This is a genomic window from Ewingella americana ATCC 33852, from assembly GCF_000735345.1.
GTDB classification, from domain to species: Bacteria; Pseudomonadota; Gammaproteobacteria; order Enterobacterales; family Enterobacteriaceae; genus Ewingella; species Ewingella americana.
Genome location: NZ_JMPJ01000065.1, coordinates 1 through 20,427 on the forward strand (window position 1 = coordinate 1; position 20,427 = coordinate 20,427).

General features: G+C 52.9%; 19 protein-coding genes and 1 pseudogene. 8 read left to right on the forward strand and 12 right to left on the reverse strand.

What is annotated here, in order from left to right; translation table 11 throughout:
* Positions 1-191: 191 nt before the first annotated feature.
* A complete protein-coding gene (gmhB, locus tag GEAM_RS14415) occupies positions 192-758 on the reverse strand; it encodes a D-glycero-beta-D-manno-heptose 1,7-bisphosphate 7-phosphatase (RefSeq protein ID WP_034792750.1) in 567 nt (188 codons plus the stop codon).
* 176 nt (positions 759-934) lie between these two features.
* On the opposite strand from gmhB, the gene metN reads away from it, so the two are divergent.
* The 6 genes from metN (at position 935) to proS (ending at position 6,593) form a co-directional block, all read left to right on the forward strand.
* Entirely contained in the window at positions 935-1,966 is a 1,032-nt protein-coding gene (metN, locus tag GEAM_RS14420; RefSeq protein ID WP_034792752.1) for a methionine ABC transporter ATP-binding protein MetN, read from the forward strand.
* Positions 1,959-2,612, forward strand: a complete 654-nt coding sequence (locus GEAM_RS14425; RefSeq protein WP_034792754.1) for a methionine ABC transporter permease MetI — start codon at positions 1,959-1,961, stop codon at positions 2,610-2,612. Before metN ends, GEAM_RS14425 begins: the two co-directional genes overlap by 8 nt.
* A gap of 62 nt (positions 2,613-2,674) precedes the next feature.
* Positions 2,675-3,490 (forward strand): MetQ/NlpA family lipoprotein, encoded by an 816-nt coding sequence (locus GEAM_RS14430; RefSeq protein ID WP_034792756.1) that lies wholly within the window; start codon positions 2,675-2,677, stop codon positions 3,488-3,490.
* A gap of 152 nt (positions 3,491-3,642) precedes the next feature.
* Entirely contained in the window at positions 3,643-4,050 is a 408-nt protein-coding gene (gene rcsF, locus GEAM_RS14435; RefSeq protein WP_034792758.1) for an Rcs stress response system protein RcsF, read from the forward strand.
* Positions 4,047-4,754, forward strand: a complete 708-nt coding sequence (gene tsaA, locus GEAM_RS14440; RefSeq protein WP_034792760.1) for a tRNA (N6-threonylcarbamoyladenosine(37)-N6)-methyltransferase TrmO — start codon at positions 4,047-4,049, stop codon at positions 4,752-4,754. The genes rcsF and tsaA overlap by 4 nt, the downstream gene beginning before the upstream one ends.
* Positions 4,755-4,874: 120 nt before the next feature.
* Positions 4,875-6,593, forward strand: coding sequence for a proline--tRNA ligase (gene proS / locus GEAM_RS14445; protein WP_034792761.1), 1,719 nt, complete (start codon positions 4,875-4,877; stop codon positions 6,591-6,593).
* 108 nt (positions 6,594-6,701) lie between these two features.
* Here the strand turns inward: proS and nlpE are convergent, their stop codons facing one another.
* The 3 genes from nlpE to GEAM_RS14460 form a co-directional block, all read right to left on the reverse strand.
* Entirely contained in the window at positions 6,702-7,379 is a 678-nt protein-coding gene (nlpE, locus tag GEAM_RS14450) for an envelope stress response activation lipoprotein NlpE (protein ID WP_034792762.1), read from the reverse strand.
* A gap of 62 nt (positions 7,380-7,441) precedes the next feature.
* Positions 7,442-7,858: an alternative ribosome rescue aminoacyl-tRNA hydrolase ArfB gene (gene arfB, locus GEAM_RS14455; protein WP_034792763.1), complete on the reverse strand. Its 417-nt coding sequence runs from the start codon at positions 7,856-7,858 to the stop codon at positions 7,442-7,444.
* Between the two features lie 17 nt (positions 7,859-7,875).
* On the reverse strand, positions 7,876-8,424 hold the full coding sequence (locus GEAM_RS14460) for a YaeQ family protein (RefSeq protein WP_034792764.1): 549 nt from the start codon (positions 8,422-8,424) through the stop codon (positions 7,876-7,878).
* Between the two features lie 219 nt (positions 8,425-8,643).
* On the opposite strand from GEAM_RS14460, the gene GEAM_RS14465 reads away from it, so the two are divergent.
* Both GEAM_RS14465 and rof read left to right on the forward strand, forming a co-directional pair.
* A complete protein-coding gene (locus tag GEAM_RS14465; protein WP_034792765.1) occupies positions 8,644-8,844 on the forward strand; it encodes a YaeP family protein in 201 nt (66 codons plus the stop codon).
* Positions 8,831-9,091 (forward strand): Rho-binding antiterminator, encoded by a 261-nt coding sequence (gene rof / locus GEAM_RS14470; protein WP_034792766.1) that lies wholly within the window; start codon positions 8,831-8,833, stop codon positions 9,089-9,091. Before GEAM_RS14465 ends, rof begins: the two co-directional genes overlap by 14 nt.
* A gap of 59 nt (positions 9,092-9,150) precedes the next feature.
* Here the strand turns inward: rof and tilS are convergent, their stop codons facing one another.
* From tilS to lpxA, 8 genes and pseudogenes are all read right to left on the reverse strand, one after another.
* The gene (gene tilS / locus GEAM_RS14475) at positions 9,151-10,500 is read right to left on the reverse strand and encodes a tRNA lysidine(34) synthetase TilS (RefSeq protein ID WP_034792767.1); all 1,350 of its coding nucleotides are present in this window, start codon (positions 10,498-10,500) and stop codon (positions 9,151-9,153) included.
* 8 nt (positions 10,501-10,508) lie between these two features.
* Positions 10,509-10,901 carry a VOC family protein gene (locus GEAM_RS14480; RefSeq protein WP_034792770.1) on the reverse strand — a complete coding sequence of 131 codons (393 nt, stop codon included), beginning with the start codon at positions 10,899-10,901 and terminating at the stop codon, positions 10,509-10,511.
* 89 nt (positions 10,902-10,990) lie between these two features.
* Positions 10,991-13,135 carry a lysine decarboxylase LdcC gene (locus GEAM_RS14485; RefSeq protein ID WP_034792771.1) on the reverse strand — a complete coding sequence of 715 codons (2,145 nt, stop codon included), beginning with the start codon at positions 13,133-13,135 and terminating at the stop codon, positions 10,991-10,993.
* Between the two features lie 187 nt (positions 13,136-13,322).
* Positions 13,323-14,281, reverse strand: a pseudogene (accA, locus tag GEAM_RS23155) (acetyl-CoA carboxylase carboxyl transferase subunit alpha).
* A 12-nt stretch (positions 14,282-14,293) separates the two neighbouring features.
* On the reverse strand, positions 14,294-17,776 hold the full coding sequence (gene dnaE, locus GEAM_RS14495) for a DNA polymerase III subunit alpha (protein WP_034792773.1): 3,483 nt from the start codon (positions 17,774-17,776) through the stop codon (positions 14,294-14,296).
* Between the two features lie 71 nt (positions 17,777-17,847).
* The gene (gene rnhB / locus GEAM_RS14500; protein WP_034792774.1) at positions 17,848-18,441 is read right to left on the reverse strand and encodes a ribonuclease HII; all 594 of its coding nucleotides are present in this window, start codon (positions 18,439-18,441) and stop codon (positions 17,848-17,850) included.
* On the reverse strand, positions 18,438-19,586 hold the full coding sequence (gene lpxB, locus GEAM_RS14505) for a lipid-A-disaccharide synthase (RefSeq protein ID WP_034792776.1): 1,149 nt from the start codon (positions 19,584-19,586) through the stop codon (positions 18,438-18,440). Before lpxB ends, rnhB begins: the two co-directional genes overlap by 4 nt.
* 49 nt (positions 19,587-19,635) lie before the next feature.
* Positions 19,636-20,424 carry an acyl-ACP--UDP-N-acetylglucosamine O-acyltransferase gene (gene lpxA, locus GEAM_RS14510; protein ID WP_034792778.1) on the reverse strand — a complete coding sequence of 263 codons (789 nt, stop codon included), beginning with the start codon at positions 20,422-20,424 and terminating at the stop codon, positions 19,636-19,638.
* Positions 20,425-20,427 lie beyond the last annotated feature (3 nt).

Genomic DNA, 20,427 nt, shown 5'->3' on the forward strand with positions numbered 1-20,427 from the left:
ACTTTCCTCTTTCAGTGTCAACCGTTTATTTCACTCGGTTGCCGCTGTTTTTAATCTTTCCGACTCGTTCACTTCGTGATGTTGTTCACGTTGTTCCCTGTCGATGGAGCGGCATTATAGGGAGTTGGGATGGAATGGCAAGCAAATAAAATCACTTTTATTCTGCTTGCCGTTTTTTTATTCACAAAGCCTTATTTCTGAGCTTTTTTGATGAAAACAGGCAGCTCTGCAAGGGTATCGAGCACTGCATCCGCCAAATTCTCACCTTCGGCAGTGACAGGTTTGCCGCTTCTCACCAGGATTTTGTGCCCAACGCCTGCGGCAATACCGGCCTGAAGATCTTCGATTTTGTCTCCTACTATATAAGAAGCAGCCATATCGATGTTTAACTCGTCTTTGGCGGTCAGGAACATGCCCGGCATCGGCTTGCGGCAATCACAAACTTGAGCGAACTCTTTTACTGAACCCTCAGGGTGATGAGGGCAGAAATAGATGCCGTCCAAATCCACGCCGCGATCGGCGAGGGACCAATCCATCCACTCGGTCAGCGTCATAAACTGAGCTTCGGTGAATTTGCCACGGGCAATACCAGACTGATTGGTTACCAGCACCAGAGCAAACCCCATTTCCTTTAATTGCAGGCAGGCTTCGATAACACCGTCTATAAATTGGAATTGGTCTATTTCATGAACGTAACCATGATCGACATTAATTGTGCCATCACGGTCTAAAAAAATTGCTGGGACTGTCTGTGCCACGTGTTTGCTCCTGATAACAACATATATAGGTGCAGTATCGCATGTTTTAGCCCACAGTGAGAGTGCTCCGCTGGTTGACTTAGACGTCTAGACGCCTTAGCATCCACCGCATACTTCTGGTTTAACCAGAGAGTTACTCATTAAAGTCACGGCACAAAAGATAGAATAAGAAGAATATGATTAAACTTTCTAATATCACCAAGGTGTTCCAGCAAGGCACGCGTTCAATCGTCGCGCTGTCGGACGTGAATCTTCACGTTCCTGCTGGGCAGATTTACGGCGTGATTGGAGCTTCTGGTGCAGGGAAAAGCACCCTAATCCGCTGTGTTAATTTGCTGGAACGCCCAACTAAGGGTCAGGTTATCGTCGATGGCCAAGATCTGATGGCATTCTCTGAGAAAGCGCTGACTCGCGCTCGCCGGCAGATTGGCATGATTTTTCAGCACTTTAACCTGCTCTCTTCTCGTACTGTCTTCGGCAACGTGGCTTTGCCGTTGGAGCTGGATAACCTCTCCTCTGGCGAGATCCAAAAGCGCGTTAGCGAATTGCTGAAATTAGTCGGCTTGGAAGATAAGCATGATGCTTACCCGGCCAACCTGTCTGGCGGCCAAAAACAGCGTGTGGCTATCGCCCGTGCTTTAGCCAGCAATCCGAAGGTGCTGCTGTGCGATGAAGCCACCAGCGCCCTTGACCCGGCAACCACTCGTTCGATTTTAGAACTGCTGAAAGACATCAACCGTCGTCTGGGCCTGACCATTCTTTTGATCACCCATGAAATGGACGTGGTGAAGCGCATCTGTGATCAGGTGGCGGTTATCAGCAATGGCCAGCTTATTGAGCAAGATAAAGTTAGCGAGATGTTCTCTCATCCGAAGACGCCGCTGGCGCAGCAGTTTATTCAGTCAACGCTGCATCTCGATATTCCCGATGACTACGCCGATCGTCTGGTTGCTCAGCCAGCTGCCGATCTGGTTCCTTTATTGCGTCTGGAATTTACCGGCCAGTCGGTAGATGCTCCGCTGTTATCTGAGGTGGTTCGCCGCTTCAACATTAACAACAATATTATTAGTGCTCAGATGGATTACGCCGGTGGCGTTAAGTTCGGCATCATGCTGACCGAAATGCACGGTGAAGAAGCGAGTACGCAGGCTGCGATTGAGTTCTTGCAGCAGAATCAAGTGAAAGTAGAGGTGCTCGGTTATGTCTGAGGCAATGATGTGGTTAATGGGCCGAGGCATTTGGGAAACCGTTGTGATGACGCTGACCTCTGGCTTCTTTGGTTTTGTACTTGGCTTACCGTTCGGGGTGCTGCTGTATGTCACTCGTCCGGGGCAAATCGCTGAGAATAAGAAGGTCTACCGCGTGATGTCGGCGGTGGTGAATATTTTCCGCTCGATTCCTTTCATTATTCTCTTAGTGTGGATGATTCCATTCACGCGGATGATTGTTGGGACATCAATCGGCCTTCAGGCAGCCATCGTGCCTTTAACCGTGGGCGCCGCGCCATTCATCGCGCGTATGGTTGAGAACGCACTGTTGGAAATTCCTAGCGGTCTGGTTGAAGCGGCTCGCGCCATGGGTGCAACGCCGATGCAAATTATCCGCAAAGTCCTGCTGCCTGAGGCACTGCCGGGCTTGGTCAACGCCGCGACTATCACGCTCATCACGCTGGTTGGTTATTCCGCCATGGGTGGCGCAGTAGGTGCTGGCGGTTTAGGTCAGATTGGTTATCAGTATGGTTACATCGGATATGATGCCACCGTAATGAATACCGTATTGATTTTGTTAGTCGTATTGGTTTATCTGATTCAGTTTTGTGGCGACCGCATTGTGAAAGCGGTAACCCACAAGTAAAGCAGCACGGTTCTACCTAAAAAACATTGCGAATAATTTATCTCCCTTATAGAGGAAAGGATATGTCTACAAAATTCAAATCGATTGCAGTTGTCGGCGCGCTTTTGGGAACGCTGGCTCTGGTAGGATGCGGGCCGAAAGAACAAGATCCAAACCATATCAAAGTGGGCGTGATCGTGGGTTCTGAGCAGCAAGTAGCTGAAGTTGCACAGAAAGTGGCTAAAGAGAAATATGGTCTGGACGTTGAACTGGTGACCTTCAATGACTACGTTCTGCCGAACGAAGCACTGAGCAAAGGCGACATCGACGTTAACGCCTTCCAGCACAAGCCTTATCTGGATCAGCAAATCAAAGATCGCGGCTACAAACTGGTGCCAGTCGGCAACACCTTCGTGTACCCAATCGCTGGTTACTCTAAGAAAATCAAATCTATCTCTGAGCTGAAAGCGGGCGACCAGATTGCTCTGCCGAACGACCCAACTAACCTTGGCCGTTCCCTGTTGCTGTTGCAGAAAGAAGGTTTGATCAAACTGAAAGACGGCGTGGGCCTGCTGCCAACCGTTCTTGATGTGACTGAGAACCCGAAAAACCTGAAACTGGTTGAGCTGGAAGCACCACAACTGCCACGTTCACTGGATGATGACAAAATTGCTCTGGCAGTGATCAACACCACTTACGCCAGCCAAATTGGTCTGACGCCTGAGAAAGACGGTATCTTCGTAGAAGACAAAGAGTCTCCATACGTTAACCTGATCGTTTCTCGCGAAGACAACAAAGACGCTGAGAACGTTAAGAAATTTGTTCAGGCTTACCAGTCTGACGAAGTTAACGCCGCAGCGAATAAAATCTTCAACGGTGGCGCAGTTAAGGGTTGGTAAGTTTCATCAGACGATAAATTGCCCCTGATGAGGCAAACTCTTGCTAAATAAATAACAAGGCGGGCATATGCTCGCCTTGTTATTTTCCTCATACCTTGCTTCAATAACGCCACATTATTCCCAACAACATAGTACAAAGCAGAGGATATACCATGCGTGCTTTACCTCTCTGTTTGTTAGCTCTCTTGCTAGCTGGTTGTTCTGCGACTCACAAACCGCTGCCACCCACGCCTGAAAAGCCAACTCCGGTAGAACCAAAACCTGTAAAACCAAAACCAGCGCCAGTTCGCCCTGCACCGGTGAAACTCTATAAAGATGCTGAAGCTTTGGTAGGCACACCGTTCCGCGATCTGGGCGAAGTCTCTGGCGAATCATGTCAGGCCGATACTCAGGATTCACCGCCGAGCTTAGCCACAGCCCGTAAGCGCATGCTTACTCGCGCGTCTTATATGAAAGCCAATGCCGTATTGCTGCACCAGTGCGAGATTGTGACTGGCGTTCCAGGTTGCCACCAGCAAGCTATTTGTCAGGGTTCGGCGCTTAACGTTACCTTTAAATGACATCATTTTCGTTCGCCCAAATAGGGACCATTCACTCTCCCTATAAAGAGAAATTCGCAGTCCCGCGTCAGCCCGGTTTGATTGAAGACGGCGGCGGAGAACTGCACTTGCTGCCTCCTTACAATCAGGCCGAAGCGGTAAGAGGGCTGGAAGATTTTAGCCATATTTGGGTGATGTTCATTTTCCACCAAACGATGGAAGGCGGCTGGCGCCCGACGGTGCGACCGCCTCGTTTGGGCGGCAATGCGCGAGTCGGCGTGTTTGCGACTCGCTCAACCTTTCGACCTAACCCTTTGGGCATGTCGCTGGTTGAACTGAAAGGCATCCGCTGTCAGGGGCAACATGTGGTGCTAGAGCTAGGCAGTCTGGACTTGGTCGACGGCACGCCTATTGTCGACATCAAACCTTATCTGCCTTTCGCCGAGAGCCATCCTGAGGCACGGGCTGGCTTCGCCCAGTCAGCGCCGGTTGCCACTATGCCGGTAACCTTCTCTGCCAGCGCAGAGCAGCAGCTGCTGGTTAATGGTGCCAAGTACCCTCACCTGCGCCGTTTTATCACGCAGGTTTTAGGTCAGGATCCCCGCCCTGCTTACCGTAAAGGTGAGGAAGATGAACGAGATTACGCCGTCCATCTGCTGGAATTTAACGTCCGCTGGCGGGTGATTGACGATGTGAACCACGTCTTGTCTTTGGACAAAAACTAAATTTCCATCCCTTCTCTTTTGACAACCCGCAGTCGCTGGTAAACTAAACCACTTTTTCACGTTTTGGCTGCCCACTGGCAGCTCGATTGCAATTAGCAGTGCTAACGGAATCAACACAACATGCGTACAACTCAATATCTGCTCTCCACACTAAAAGAGACGCCAGCCGACGCCGAAGTGATCAGCCACCAGCTGATGCTGCGCGCCGGGATGATCCGCAAATTGGCTTCAGGTTTATACACCTGGTTGCCGACCGGTCTGCGTGTCCTGCGTAAAGTTGAAAATATCGTGCGTGAAGAGATGAACAACGCACACGCCATCGAAGTATCAATGCCGGTGGTTCAGCCCGCAGACTTGTGGCAGGAGAGTGGTCGCTGGGAGCAGTACGGCCCTGAGTTGCTGCGTTTCGTCGATCGCGGCGATCGCTCATTTGTGCTCGGCCCAACGCATGAAGAAGTCATTACTGACTTGATCCGTAACGAGCTCAGCTCTTATAAGCAGCTGCCACTGAACTTCTTCCAAATTCAGACCAAATTCCGTGACGAAGTTCGTCCGCGCTTTGGCGTGATGCGTTCGCGCGAATTCATCATGAAGGATGCTTACTCCTTCCACACCACGCAGGAATCCTTGCAGGAAACCTACGACGCGATGTATGCCGCTTACAGCAAAATCTTCAGTCGTATGGGTCTGGATTTCCGCGCTGTGCAGGCTGATACCGGGTCAATTGGCGGGAGCGCGTCTCACGAGTTCCAAGTTCTGGCCTCAAGCGGCGAAGATGACATCATCTTCTCAACTGACTCTGACTTCGCGGCTAACATTGAGCTGGCAGAAGCCGTGGCTCCGGCGACTCCGCGCGCAGCGGCAACCGAAGAGATGCGTCAGGTTGCTACGCCAAACGCCAAAACCATCGCCGAGCTGGTTGAGCAATTCCAAGTACCGGTTGAGAAAACCGTTAAAACGCTGATGGTTCACGCTACTGAAGAGAGCGGCCACAAGCTGGTTGCGCTGCTGGTTCGCGGCGACCATGAGCTGAATGAAGTGAAAGCCGAGAAGCTGCCACAGGTTGCTTCGCCACTGACTTTCGCCACCGAAGCTGAGATCCGCGCAGTAGTCAATGCAGGTCCAGGTTCTTTAGGCCCGGTTAATCTGCCAATGCCAATCGTGGTAGACCGCACCGTTGCCGTGATGAGCGACTTCAGCGCTGGCGCTAACATCGACGGTCAACACCTGTTCGGCATCAACTGGGATCGCGATTTTCCGCTGCCACAGGTTGCGGATATCCGTAACGTGGTTGAAGGCGATATCAGCCCAGACGGCAAAGGTACTCTGCTGATTAAACGCGGTATCGAAGTGGGTCACATCTTCCAACTCGGCACCAAGTATTCTCAGGCGATGAATGCCACCGTGCAGGGCGAAGATGGCCGCAACCAAGTGATGACCATGGGTTGTTACGGTATTGGGGTGACTCGCGTGGTGGCGGCTGCTATCGAGCAGAACCACGACGATCGCGGGATCATCTGGCCAGACGCCATCGCACCTTTCCAAGTCGCCATCTTGCCAATGAACATGCAGAAATCTTTCCGCGTGAAAGAAGCCGCAGAAACCCTGTACGACACGCTGCGTGCCAAAGGCATTGATGTGATTCTGGATGACCGTAAAGAGCGTCCGGGCGTGATGTTTGCTGATATGGAGCTGATTGGCGTGCCTTATCAGGTGGTTATCGGCGACCGTAATCTGGACGCGGAAGAGCTGGAATACAAAAATCGCCGTACCGGTGAGAAGCTGATGATTAAGCAAAGCGACATCGTCGAGCACCTGCTGAGCCAAATCGCGCGTTAATCCACGCTATTTGAGCCATTAGCAGCAATAAAAACGCCCGTCTAAAACGGGCGTTTTTTTATGCTTTGCGTCTAACAGGCATTTAGCCGTGAGAACTGAGCAGTGAAATTACGGACAGCCTTTGCTGGCGTCGAATTTAACTTTGTTATCAGCCACGACGGACTTCTGCATCACGCCCTGCTCACTGGATGGCTCAACGATGAAGTGACCGTCCATTGAAACAAACACCAGCTCGTTCGGCTTTTTGTGCGCCGCAAGATAGCCCTGCTCGAAAGCTTTGTTATTGGAAACGGGGAAAACCTTGCCAGTCGCACAATCGCTAAAGGTGGCGATATCTTCGCTGAACTGCACCATACCGGTTAGCGCCATTGGCGTTTTCGGCATGTCTTGCTTGGTCGGGGTCAGCTGATAATTAAACTGCGAGACAATCGGCTCGCCGTGAATATCCAGCATTTCCAGATTTTCACCTTGCGGACGGAAGTAGCGTTTCTCCCCTTTGCCGTCAGTCAGCACCAGTTTGTCGGCGGTACGCGCCCACTTACCGTAGCTGGCCGTGGCCAAATCGCCGTCGCGCGCGCCTTGGTAGGTTTCCTGTAAAATGTATGTCCCATCCTGTTGCAGGAACAGGGAGGTTTTAATCCCGCTGCAATCAGCGCAAGGCACTACGCCGCTGAAGCTCTGCTGCATTGCCTCAAAAGGCTGTTCGTGGTTGCTGGCCAGCGTATGGCAGCCAAACAATGATAACGAACCCAGCGCCAGCACTGCGCCAATAATTAATTTCTTCACCCTTATCTCCCTTTACATCCCATGTCACTGTGGCAAAAGGACCCATTCCACAGTTGAGCCGATTACGGCTGCCGAATCTTTCCACGCAATGCTTTGGTTGCGCCTTTTTTAACTTTTCCTTCTACACGACGAATTTTAGACCCTCTGGTGGGTTTCGTCGCTTTTCTAATCTTTTCAACCACCATCGCCTGTGAAATCAGGCTATTGAGACGAGCTAACGCGGCTTCGCGATTCATCTCCTGACTGCGATACTCCTGCGCTTTAATCACCACCACGCCCTCTGCGGTAATTAAGTGGTGATTAAATGCCAGAAGCCGCTGTTTGTAATAATCAGGCAAACTTGAGGCTTTAATATCAAAGCGTAAGTGAATGGCGGTCGACGTCTTATTGACGTTTTGCCCACCCGCACCTTGAGCGCGGATGGCGGTTAATTCTATTTCACTGTCTGGGAGTTCAAGCTTTCCGGAAAGAATTTGCACGTCTGCTACCTTACATCCTACTCTGCGGGCGTTTTCCATTCAGAAAATTGTATTTCCAAATTATTCTGAGCATCAGAAAGCCAAATAGTTCCGTCCTGCAACGTGGCTTGCAAGTTCATGTTGCGATTGGCAAAGGCGGTGAGCTTGGCTAACAGTTCGTCATCAATGAAGCGCACGCTTAAATTGCCGAAACCGCTGATTTTACTTTCAATCGCCGACCACCAAACTTTTGCCGCGCGTTCGCTATAAACATAGAGCACCACCTCACGCGACTGGTTACACCCTTTCTTCAGGCGTTTCTCATCTGGCAGGCCAAGTTCAACCCATAGCTCAATGCCATTGTGATCGTTCTTACGCCAGATTTCCGGCTCATCTTCGGCGCTCAGGCCACGGGTAAAGCTCAAACGCTCATCGGCGTGGCAAATCCATGCCAGCAGGCGCAGCATCATGCGTTGTTCTGTTTCGGAGGGATGCTGAGCCAATGTCAGGTTGGCATCGTAGAAGAAATTGCGGTCCATATCTGCAATGTTAATCGCCGCTTTGTAGATCGTCGCTTTTAATGCCATGGAAAACCTCTTGATATTAGACGCACAGTGTACTGTAAAGCGGGCCTTAGCAGCCAGTTTAACGCTGGATTAACTCTGTCTCGGGTGTAGAGAAACCTCTATCTGCTCGTTAATAACTGGCATTCTCCTGTGCTATAGTCGTTTAATACTGAGAGTTTATCTTTCTGGGCTTTCATTAGGGTTACTACCCCAGCGGGATACGCTTTTGAAGGAGGACCTATGCAAGAGTACTGTGAGTCTATACGGCGTAAATATGCTGAGATTGCCAGTGGTGATCTTGGCTATGTGCCCGATGCGTTGGGCTGTGTGTTGAAAGCATTGGACGATGTCGCGGCGAATGCCGAACTGCCGTCTTCTATCCGGGAACAGGCGGCCTATGCCGCCGCTAACTTATTGGTGAGCGATTATGTCGATGAATGATGAGTACCAAGCCATCAATTGCGATGATTACGATAATCTCGAGATCGCCTGCCAGGAAAGCCTCGTTTTGACGTTGAAGTTGCGTAGCGGAGAGACTATTGAAGGTAAAGCTCGCGATCTGTTGATGCGTAAAAAAGTAGAATATCTGATTATCGACGTGGCCGGTGAGCAACGCGATTTACGTCTCGATTATATCGAAAGCTTCAGCCATCCAAAAATCGGCACTGTGACTGTTAGCATCGAATAACGTTTACTATTATTTAGTTAAACGCTTAACGGGCAATCTTCGGATTGCCCGTTTGTATTTCAGCCGTCTGCAACGCCTCTGTGCCATACCATCTGGTAGTGCGGCTGGCCCTGCTCTGCTACGCCCTGTTGGGTGATAAACAGGCCCGGCGCTGCCACCAACTGCTCATTGTAGAACATCAGCGGCGTGCGCTCGCGTTCCCACGGCGCAACGCCAAGCTCTGGCCACAGCTTCTTCAAGCTACGCCCGTGCTGCCGCCCCACTTTTTCCACCCTCCCCTGCGCCGTAAAACGAATTGTTACCACTTCGTCAGACGCGGGCAGCCGTAAGCCTTGTTGCGAAGAGTCAGCAAGCCGTTCGACAGTTAAACTGCCAAGCCCCTCGGGCAGAATTAGCTTGTTGGCGATATCCCAAGGCACAACCACCTCACACAGTGAAGGCAGCTTGGCCGGCAGCAAGTAGAGCCGCTGGCGAAAACGCCTGATACTCAGGGTATTAAGCCTGAACTGCGGCTCGGCGTCGTCGCGGCACATTGCCACTTCATCCCAAATACGCTGGAGCTGCTCCCGTGAAGGCATTTTCGCCCCCTGCTGTGCCAGCCAGCGGCGTAACAGAGCCTGACGGCGCGGAGAGGACATCGCCTGTATCGGCTCAATCTGCAAACCGCCGTCGCTGCTCTGCAAAGCCTGCAATGACTCGGCCAGCAGCTCATCCAGCAGTGACTCTTGCTCGGCGCAGAGCGCAGCGCTTCGCGCTACGGCATCGGGGAAATGCGGCCAACGCTGATACAGCGCGGGAAGCACGTCCAGCCGCAGGAAGTTGCGGTCGAATCGCGCATCGCGGTTGCTGTCATCTTCGATCCAACTGAGTTGGGCCGCTGAGGCAAATTCTTCAAGCTGATCGCGTGAAAGTGAGAGCAAGGGGCGCAACAACCGGTAGTGCTGACGAACCCCGTCCACCGCCATGGATGACAGCCCCGCAGGCCCGCTGCCGCGCTTTAATGCCAGTATAAAGGTTTCGCACTGGTCATTAAGATGCTGGGCCGTCAGCAGGCATTCATCCCTAGCAAGGCTGTTGGCGAAAGCCTGATAGCGCGCCTTGCGAGCCGCGGCTTCTATGCCATCTTGCTGGCTATCCACCTTGACCCGAATGACCTCCAACGGCACGCCCTGCTGCTGGCAAAACGTCTGACAGTGGCTAACCCAGCTATCAGCAAACTGGCTCAATCCGTGATGAACATGGATCGCCCGCAGCGACAGTTCCGGCCACTGGCTGTCGCGCAGTGTTACCAGCGCGGCCAGCAGTACCGATGAGTCCAGCCCGCCGCTAAAAGCGACGCAGAGCTTGCGCTCGCTGCCGATATGCTTGATTAGCTCGGCGAGAACTGGGTTTGGCGCGGGAGAGTTCATAAGCGTGCTCAACTGAGTTCGTACAGCTCCAGTGGTAAATCGTCCGGGTCGGCGAAGAAGGTGAAACGCTTGTCGGTGTAAGGGTCGACGCGCACCGGCTCACACTCTACCCCGGCGCGATTAAGCTCGGCGATCGCCAGCTCAATGTCATCCACCGCGAAGGCTAAATGGCGCAACCCGCACGACTCTGGGCGGCTGCCGCGCGCAGGCGGATTCGGGAAGCTAAATAGCTCAATGGTGTAATTGCCATTGAGCGCCAAATCCGCTTTCCATGAGTCGCGCTCTTCACGATATACCTCGGACATCAGGCTGAAGCCCAAAACGTCGCAATAGAAAGCTTTACTGCGCGCGTAGTCGGAAGCGATGATCGCAATGTGGTGGATCTGGCGTAAGTTAAGCATAAAACGGTCCTGTAAAATTTTGGATGCACGTTACTCAGGCTGCCCGGCTTCGTCAATAAAAGCCCTCACGCGAGGGCTAGCCAAAACGATTATTGCGCCGGAAGCTTAAGCACTTTCACCAGATAGCGGCCATCTTCCGTCAGTTTCGCGCCGTGAATGTCGGTTTCGAAGCCCGGATAATGTTCGCCAATCGAGCAGAGCATGATCAGGAAATCCAGCACCGCGCGGCTCTCCTGCGTGATCATCTCGCCGGGCATCACCACCGGAACACCCGGCGGATAAGGCAAGATCATATTGGCCGAAACTCTACCGATCAAATCATCAATTTCGCACTCTTCAATATGGCCACGCACCTGATGCTGGAACATCTCATACGGCGTCAGCATCATCTCCGGCAACACATCAAAGGCTTTGATCATTAAACTCGGCAGATCGTGGTGGCGAATCAGCTTGTGAATGCCCTGCGCCAGATCCTGAATGCGCATGTGGCGGTAAAAATCCGGATCTTCAGCATAGAGATCCGGCAGCATATTCTTCACCCGCAGGTTGAGATCGTAAGAGCGCTTGAAGTCGGTCAGCCCGCGCATCAGGCTCATCGCCTTGGTTTTGTCGATGCCGATGCTGAACAGGAATAGCAGATTATAAGGGCCGGTCTTCTCTACCACCACGCCGCGCTCGTCGAGGAACTTCGCCACCAGCGCGGCCGGGATGCCCTCTTCGGCTAACTGCCCCTGCTCATCCATTCCCGGCGTCAGGATTGTGACCTTAATCGGATCGAGATACATGTGGTCACTGTCGGCATTGGCGAAGCCGTGCCAGTTCTGGTCTGGATTGAGCGGCCAACACTCGGCCTCATCAATCTCTTCAGGCTGCCAAATATCGTAGAACCAGCCCTCGGTTTCTTCACGCAGGCGTTGGATCTCTTTGCGGAAATGCAGCGCCCTTTCCACCGAACGGTTGATCAATCGCCGCCCCGGATTACCGCGCAGCATGGCGGCGGCGGTTTCTGCCGAGGCCACAATGCCGTAATTCGGCGAGGTAGTGGTGTGCATCATGTAGGCTTCATTAAAGGTGTTTTCGTCATAATCGCCTTTAATGTGGATCATTGAAGCCTGAGAAAACGCCGCCAAGAGTTTGTGAGTTGACTGGGTTTCATAGATAACTTTCCCCGCGATGCGCTCGCCGCTCATGCCGCTTTTGCCTTCGTAAATCGGATGAAAATTAGTGTAAGGCACCCATGCTGAGTCGAAGTGAATGGAAGGTACATCCAAGGTTTTCTTAATATAATCAGTATTGTAAAGCAGGCCGTCGTAGGTCGAGTTGGTGATCACCGCGTGAACCGGCCACGTGGCGTTCTGGGTAACAGCCACCTTCTGCTCAATGTTCTCCCGCGTGAACTCGCGCTGCGGAATGCCGCCCAAAATCCCATAGGCATTGCGATTTGGCCGTAGATAAATCGGGATCACGTTGGTCATCATCATCAGATGGGCCAATGACTTATGGCAGTTGCGGTCAATCAGCACGGTGCTTCCCGCCGGGGCGGCGTACATGCCGACAATTTTATTCGCCGTCGAGGTGCCGTTGGTCACGATGTAGCTCTGCTCCGAGCCAAAGGTGCGGGCAATGTACTCTTCTGCCTCAAGGTGCGGGCCGGTGTGGTCGAGCAGCGAGCCTAGCTCAGTCACTGAGATGGAAACGTCTGCCTTCAGGGTTTTCGCCCCAAAGAAATCATAAAACAGCGTACCAACCGGGCTTTTCAGAAATGCCGTCCCGGCCATGTGGCCCGGCGTACAGAAGGTGTATTTCCCCTCTTCTACATAGCGAAACAGCGCCTTGGTCAGCGGCGGCGTGATGGCATCAATGTATTCATCAGTGTATTGGCGAATGCGATGGGCAATGTCCTCGGCGGCGTTCAGGGCATATTCGAAGAAATAGATCACCATGCGCATGTCGTTGACGGTGACGTCGAGCGACGAGTGGGTATTGATGAAGCCGTACAGCGGCAGATATTCATTTAATTCGTTGATTTCTAAGCAGAGCTCTTCGCTATGCTGATCCCAATCGAAAATCGCGCCGCAGATCCGTGCATTGTGCTCGATCAGCTTGAGGAGATCGCTCGGATCCCGTGGATAAATGATTTTGAAGCCCAGGTTCGTCAGGGCGAGATCCAATTCGCGGATCGGCTCATCTTTGTAATAGACGCCCTCGGGGCGCAGGATGGCGATAATATTCATCTGACAAATCCTTCTGGTTTTTATATCTCAGATAATTATAGAAACATGGTTAACTTCGCATGTGTACCTTTTCGCGAATAAGAAATGAAAAATCAGAATGATGGCGTTCGCGGCGGCAGTGGCTGGATGGCAGAAACGAAAAAGGCCGTGCAAGCACGGCCTTTGAAAACGAATTGAGCTGTATGACTTAGCAGTAACCGTAAGTCATCAGACGCTGGTAGCGACGGTTGCGCAGTTCTTCATTATTCAGAACATCCAGATCGCTCAGGTCAGCTTCCAACTGGGCACGCAGAGACGCGGCCATAGCAGGAACGTCGCGATGCGCGCCGCCCAGAGGTTCAGGGATAACAGAGTCAATCAGCTTCAGCTCTTTCAGGCGTGGCGCAATGATACCCATTGCTTCCGCAGCCAGTGGCGCTTTATCGGCGCTTTTCCACAGGATAGACGCACAGCCTTCCGGTGAAATCACTGAATAGGTGCTGTATTGCAGCATGTTAACTTTGTCGCCAACGCCGATGGCCAATGCACCACCGGAGCCGCCTTCACCAATAACGGTACAGATAACCGGCACGTTCAGACGGGACATTTCGCGCAGGTTACGGGCGATAGCTTCGGACTGACCACGCTCTTCCGCGCCCACGCCAGGGTAAGCACCCGGGGTGTCGATGAAGGTGATGATCGGCAGCTTGAAGCGCTCGGCCATTTCCATCAGACGTAATGCTTTGCGATAGCCTTCTGGTGCTGGCATACCGAAGTTACGGCGGATTTTTCTTTGGTTTCACGACCTTTTTGATGACCAATGATCATCACAGGACGCTCGCCTAAACGCGCGATACCACCAACGATAGCTTTATCGTCAGCATAAGCGCGGTCACCGGCCAGTTCATCAAAATCGGTGAAGATATGTTTGATGTAATCCAAGGTGTAAGGGCGACGCGGGTGGCGCGCCAGTTGGGCAATCTGCCAGGCACCCAGATCAGAGAAAATCTTGCGAGTCAGTTCAACGCTTTTTTCACGCAGGCGCTCAACTTCTTCGTCCAGATTAATATCCAATTTTTCGTCTTGACGGCTGACTGCAGTCAGCGAGTCAATTTTCGCTTCCAGCTCCGCAATCGGCTGTTCAAAATCCAGAAAATTCAGACTCATAGCATTCCTATTTTAGTCAAATTCCAGTTCCACCTGCTCGGTACCTACAAGCGTTCGCAGATCCAGCAACAGTTTATCGGTCGGCGTTACACGCCACGTTGCACCGAATCGTAGCCGGGCACGCGCATTTTCTCGTTGGTAGTACAGATGTACTGGTATCGTCCCCGATCGGTGAGGTTCCAACGATTGGCGGAGACGGTTTAAAAGCTGGTCATCAATTTGCCTGTCAGTCAGCGAGATAGCAAGACCACGAGCATATTTTTCACGTGCTTCACTGATGTCCATAACGTCGCGGGCCATCATTTTAAGCCCGCCGCTGAAGTCATCAAAGCTGACCTGTCCAGTGGCGATAAGGATACGGTCTTTTTCCAATAAATGCTGGAATTTTTCTAACGCTTCGGTGAACAACATTACTTCCAGACGCCCGGAACGGTCGTCCAACGTACAGATACCAATACGGTTTCCCCGTTTGGTAACCATTACCCTCGCAGCGATAACCAAGCCCACTGCGATAGTCATTTTGCCCCGGTCGGTCGGGTGCATATCTTTTAGGCGCTGGCCGCCGCCGTAACGCTCAATCTCTTTCAGATATTGCGTTATCGGGTGACCGGTGAGGTACAGCCCGAGCGTTTCGCGTTCGCCGTCCAGCACCGTCTGTTCTGGCCACGGTGTGACGTTGGCATAAGACTTTTCGACCTGTTCAGGGGCCTCGGCCAGTACGCCGAACATGTCCACCTGCCCGATAGCCTCGGCTTTCGCGTGCTGATCGGCGGCCTTTAATGCATCGCCCAAAGAGCTCATCAACGCGGCGCGGTGCGGGCCGAGACGGTCAAAGGCACCGGACATGATCAGCTTTTCAAGAATGCGTTTATTGAGCTTTTTCACATCGGCGCGGGCGCAGAGGTCAAACAGCTCTTTGAAGTAGCCGCCCTCGTTTCGCGCTTCGATAATGGCTTCGATTGGGCCTTCGCCCACGCCTTTTATCGCGCCAATGCCGTAAACGATCTCACCTTCGTCATTTACGTGGAAATGGTACAGGCCGCTGTTGATGTCTGGCGGCAGGATTTTTAACCCCATGCGCCAGCATTCGTCAACCAGACCAACGACCTTCTCGGTGTTATCCATATCGGCAGTCATTACCGCCGCCATAAACTCAGCCGGATAGTGTGCCTTCAGCCATAAGGTCTGATAGGAAACCAGCGCGTAAGCAGCGGAGTGAGACTTGTTAAAGCCATATCCGGCAAATTTCTCTACCAGATCGAAGATTTTAACCGCCAATTCGCCATCAACGCCACGAGCTTTTGCACCGTCTTCAAAACCGCCGCGCTGCTTGGCCATTTCGACCGGGTTCTTTTTACCCATTGCGCGACGCAGCATGTCCGCGCCGCCCAGCGAGTATCCCGCCAGCACCTGTGCAATCTGCATCACCTGTTCTTGGTACAGGATGATGCCGTAGGTCGGCTCCAGCACGGGCTTCAGAGACTCGTGCTGCCATTGAATGTCGGGGTAAGAGAGCTCTTCACGGCCGTGTTTACGGTCGATGAAGTTATCTACCATGCCTGACTGCAACGGCCCCGGACGGAACAGAGCCACCAGTGCGATCATATCTTCGAAGCAGTCGGGCTTCAGGCGTTTAATCAAATCTTTCATACCACGGGATTCGAGCTGGAATACCGCCGTGGTTTCAGAGCGCTGCAACATGTCGAAGCTTTTCTTATCTTCGAGCGGGATGGCAGCGATGTCGATTGGCTCAAGTCCGGATTTCGCGCGGCGGGCGTTAATCATGCCCAACGCCCAGTCAATGATGGTCAGCGTACGCAGGCCGAGGAAGTCGAACTTCACCAGACCGGCATATTCGACGTCGTTTTTGTCGAATTGGGTGACCGGATGGTTACCCTCGGCGTCGCAGTACAATGGCGCAAAATCAGTAATTTTGGTCGGCGCGATCACCACGCCCCCAGCATGTTTACCGGCGTTACGGGTGACACCTTCGAGCTTACGCGCCATGTCGATCAGCGCTTTAACCTCTTCATCTGCTTCATAAATTTCTGGCAGCTGGGGTTCAGCAGCAAAGGCTTTTTCGAGCGTCATGCCCGGATCGGGTGGTACCAGTTTGGAGATACGATCGACGAACCCATAAGGGTGGCCGAGCACGCGGCCCACGTCGCGGATAACCGCTTTGGCCGCCATTGTACCGAAGGTGATGATCTGCGAAACCGCTTCTCGGCCATACATTTCGGCCACGTGGTCGATAACCAAGTCGCGTTTTTCCATGCAGAAGTCGACGTCGAAGTCGGGCATGGAGACACGCTCTGGGTTCAAGAAGCGTTCGAACAGCAGGTCGAACTCCAGCGGATCCAGATCGGTAATTTTCAAAGCGTAGGCGACCAGCGAGCCAGCACCGGAGCCACGCCCCGGCCCTACCGGCACGTCGTTATCTTTCGACCATTGGATAAATTCCATTACGATCAAGAAGTAACCGGGGAAGCCCATCTGGTTGATAACCCGAAGTTCTACGTCGAGACGCTCGTCATATTCCGGGCGCTTCTCTGCTCTTACTTCAGGATCGGGGAATAAAAACTCCAGACGCTCCTCAAGGCCTTCCTTCGATTTGGCGACCAGGAAGTCTTCGGTGGTCATGTCACCGGTCGGGAATTGCGGCAGGAAGTATTCGCCAAGGCGAATGGTCACGTTACAGCGTTTGGCGATTTCCACCGTGTTGAGCAGGGCTTCGGGGATATCCTCGAACAGCTCGCACATCTCATCTTCGCTGCGCATGTACTGCTGCGGGGTGTAGTTGCGCGGGCGTTTTGGGTCATCGAGGGTGAAACCGTCGTGGATAGCCACGCGGATTTCATGGGCATCGAAGTCGCCCTGCACCAGAAAACGCACATCATTGGTGGCAACCACCGGCAAATCGCGCTCAGTCGCCAGCGCGACGGCGGCGTGGAGGTAGTTCTCCTCTTCGGCGCGGCCGGTGCGGATCAGCTCAAGGTAGTAACGGTCAGGGAAGTATTGCTGGTAGAACTCCAGACATTGCTCGACCTGAAGCTGGTTGCCACGCATCAGGAACTTGCCCACGTCGCCCATTTTCGCGCCGGAGAGCAAAATCAGCCCTTCATTCAGCTCGGCCAGCCAGTCGCGGTCAATGATTGGGCCAGCGGCACCGTAGCCACGCTGATAAGCGCGGGAGATGAGCAGGGTCAGGTTCTGATAGCCCTGATTATTCATGGCCAGCACGGTGAGCTGTGCCAGTTCGTCACCCAGAATTTCACTCTGAACGTTAAAGTCGGCCCCGATGATCGGCTTAATACCGGCACCGTGCGCCGAGCCGTAGAACTTCACCAGTCCGCAAAGGTTGGTGAAATCGGTAATGGCTAAGGCTGGCATGCCGAGGGACGCCGCGCACTTCACCAACGGCCCCACCTTGGCTAATCCATCCACCATGGAGTAGTCACTGTGAGTTCGAAGATGAATAAAACGAGGTTCGGCCATATCCAGAGTCCAGAGATGAAGATTGAATGAACGCTTGTCGGAATGACAAACTGACTAAAACGCTTACAGACTTACTGCCCCAGCGCCCGCCTGACGGGTGCGAAGCTGCGCCTATGGTGCGGCGTGGCACCCAGCTTGGCCAGGCTTTCGAGATGCACCGGCGTTGGGTAGCCTTTGTGTTTGGCAAAGCCGTAATCAGGGAACTGAAGGTCTAGCTCAACCATCTCACGGTCACGGGTCACTTTAGCTAAGATTGACGCGGCGCTGATTTCTGCCACTTTGCTGTCACCCTTCACCACGGCTTGAGAAGCCATAGGCAATTTGGGGCAGCGATTACCGTCAATCAACACCATGTCGGGCGTGATATGCAGCCCGGCCACCGCGCGCTGCATCGCCAGCATGGTGGCATGCAGAATGTTTAACTGGTCAATTTCGTCAGGCTCAGCGCGGCCAAGACTCCACGACAAGGCTTTCTCTTTGATCTCAATATAAAGAGCTTCGCGGCGTTTTTCAGTGAGTTTTTTGGAGTCCGCCAGCCCGAGGATCGGCTTGGCAGGATCCAGAATCACGGCGGCAGTGACCACGGCGCCCACCAAAGGCCCGCGCCCTACCTCATCAACCCCGGCGATACACAGCGCCTGAGGATAAACGAAGATATCACTCATCGATTTGCCAACTCCATCACCGCCTGTGCGGCCTGTTCGTCGGCATCCCAACGAATGCTTTCATGCAGCGTGAGGAAGGTTTCCTGCAACTGATGGCTCTCTGCTCCGCCAGCCAGTAAAGGCAGCAGCGCGGCTGAAAGCTTTTCCGGCACACATTCGGTTTGCAGCAGCTCTTTGACGATTTCGCGCCCTGCCAGCAGGTTTGGCAAAGAGACATAAGGCGTTTTAACCAGACGCTCGGCTAGCCAGAATGTGAAAGATTTCATGCGATAGCCAACCACCATCGGGCATTTCGCCAGCATGCATTCGAGCGCCGCCGTGCCGGAGGCCAGCAATGCCGCGTCGCTGGCGATCATCGCGTCTCGCGCCTGACCGTCGAGCAGGTGAGCCGGCAAGTCAGGGGCAATCTCCGCCTTGATGCGTTCGAACTGCTCACGGCGCTTGGCATTGACCAAGGGAACCACGATGTGCAAATCAGGGTAAGTCTGTCGCAGCTGGAGTGCGGTTTTCAGGAAATCGGCACTCAGCATTTCGACTTCCGCATGGCGACTGCCCGGCAGCAAAGCCAGACAATGAACGCCTTCGGGAATGCCCAGCCGCGCGCGCGCCGCCGGTTTGTCCGGATGCAGCGGCATGGAATCAGCCATGGTATGGCCGATAAACCGGCAAGGAACGTTGAATTTATCGTAAAACGCTTTTTCAAAAGGCAGGAAAGCCAGCACCATGTCGGTGGCTTTACCTATTTTGAAAACGCGTTTTTGACGCCAAGCCCAGACTGAAGGGCTGACATAGTGAATAGTGCGGATACCGCGCTGCTTGAGGCGACCTTCAAGCGTGATATTGAAGTCAGGCGCGTCAATGCCCACGAAGACATCGGGCTGCAACTCGCTAAAGCGCTGAGTCAGGTCTTTGCGGATTTTCAACAGGCGTGGCAGACGTTCGAGAACTTCCACCACGCCCATGACAGCCAATTCTTCCATTTCGTACCAGGCTTCACACCCTTCGGCCTGCATCAGTGGGCCAGCAACTCCCACGAAGCGAGCATCAGGATGGCGTTTTCTCAGGGCTCGAATTAAACCAGCACCAAGAATATCGCCGGATGTTTCACCGGCCACCAGGCCAATAGTCAGAACAGGCTTTTGCATTTTTTACCGCTTATTTGCCAAATTACAGGTTTACCAGAGGGTTAGCCCCTCAGCGAATGATACCGCGCGTAGAGCGCGCGAAGAAGTCGCTGAACGGTTTAACCGCCGGGAACTCTGCTGCAATTTCGGCGATTTCAGGTTGCGCTTCTTCCAGCGTTTTCCCGCTGCGATACAATAACTTGTAGGCATTACGGATAGCATGCAATGAAGATTTATCAAAACCACGACGCTTCAGGCCTTCGATATTAATACCAAATGGCGTGGCGTGGTTTCCCTGAGCAATCACGAAAGGTGGAACGTCCTGAGCAACGCCAGAACAGCCGCCAACCATCACGTGAGCACCAATGACGCAGAACTGATGAATTGCAGTCATACCACCAATGATGGCGTGATCATCAATCTCGACATGGCCGCCCAGCGTCGCATTATTCGCCAGAATAACGCGATTACCGATAACGCAATCGTGGGCAATATGCGCGTTAACCATCAACAGGTTATCGTTACCCACTTTTGTTAATCCACCGCCCTGAACGGTACCACGGTGTATGGTCACGCTCTCACGAATGCTGTTGCGATCGCCAACTTCAACACGTGTTGGCTCTCCCGCATATTTCAGGTCTTGGTTAATCTCACCAATGGTGACGAACTGAAAAATGCGGTTGTCGCGACCAATTTTGGTCACGCCATTGACCACAACGTGTGATTTAAGCTCGGTGCCTTCGCCGATCTCAACTTGAGAACCGACATAACAGAAAGGACCGATTCGAACACCAGCACCAATAACGGCACCGTCTTCGACAACAGAGCTTGGGTGAATAAAGGCGGTTTTATCAATCATTAA

Bases quoted from the DNA above. Each gene is read 5' to 3' on its own strand.
- rof (WP_034792766.1), top strand. From the start codon at position 8,831: ATGTCGATGAATGATGAGTACCAAGCCATCAATTGCGATGATTACGAT.
- rnhB (WP_034792774.1), bottom strand. From the start codon at position 18,441: ATGAGTGATATCTTCGTTTATCCTCAGGCGCTGTGTATCGCCGGGGTT.
- tsaA (WP_034792760.1), top strand. From the start codon at position 4,047: ATGACATCATTTTCGTTCGCCCAAATAGGGACCATTCACTCTCCCTAT.
- proS (WP_034792761.1), top strand. From the start codon at position 4,875: ATGCGTACAACTCAATATCTGCTCTCCACACTAAAAGAGACGCCAGCC.
- GEAM_RS14485 (WP_034792771.1), bottom strand. From the start codon at position 13,135: ATGAATATTATCGCCATCCTGCGCCCCGAGGGCGTCTATTACAAAGAT.
- lpxA (WP_034792778.1), bottom strand. From the start codon at position 20,424: ATGATTGATAAAACCGCCTTTATTCACCCAAGCTCTGTTGTCGAAGAC.
- lpxB (WP_034792776.1), bottom strand. From the start codon at position 19,586: ATGCAAAAGCCTGTTCTGACTATTGGCCTGGTGGCCGGTGAAACATCC.
- GEAM_RS14425 (WP_034792754.1), top strand. From the start codon at position 1,959: ATGTCTGAGGCAATGATGTGGTTAATGGGCCGAGGCATTTGGGAAACC.
- metN (WP_034792752.1), top strand. From the start codon at position 935: ATGATTAAACTTTCTAATATCACCAAGGTGTTCCAGCAAGGCACGCGT.
- rcsF (WP_034792758.1), top strand. From the start codon at position 3,643: ATGCGTGCTTTACCTCTCTGTTTGTTAGCTCTCTTGCTAGCTGGTTGT.
- dnaE (WP_034792773.1), bottom strand. From the start codon at position 17,776: ATGGCCGAACCTCGTTTTATTCATCTTCGAACTCACAGTGACTACTCC.
- GEAM_RS14460 (WP_034792764.1), bottom strand. From the start codon at position 8,424: ATGGCATTAAAAGCGACGATCTACAAAGCGGCGATTAACATTGCAGAT.
- tilS (WP_034792767.1), bottom strand. From the start codon at position 10,500: ATGAACTCTCCCGCGCCAAACCCAGTTCTCGCCGAGCTAATCAAGCAT.
- GEAM_RS14465 (WP_034792765.1), top strand. From the start codon at position 8,644: ATGCAAGAGTACTGTGAGTCTATACGGCGTAAATATGCTGAGATTGCC.
- GEAM_RS14430 (WP_034792756.1), top strand. From the start codon at position 2,675: ATGTCTACAAAATTCAAATCGATTGCAGTTGTCGGCGCGCTTTTGGGA.
- GEAM_RS14480 (WP_034792770.1), bottom strand. From the start codon at position 10,901: ATGCTTAACTTACGCCAGATCCACCACATTGCGATCATCGCTTCCGAC.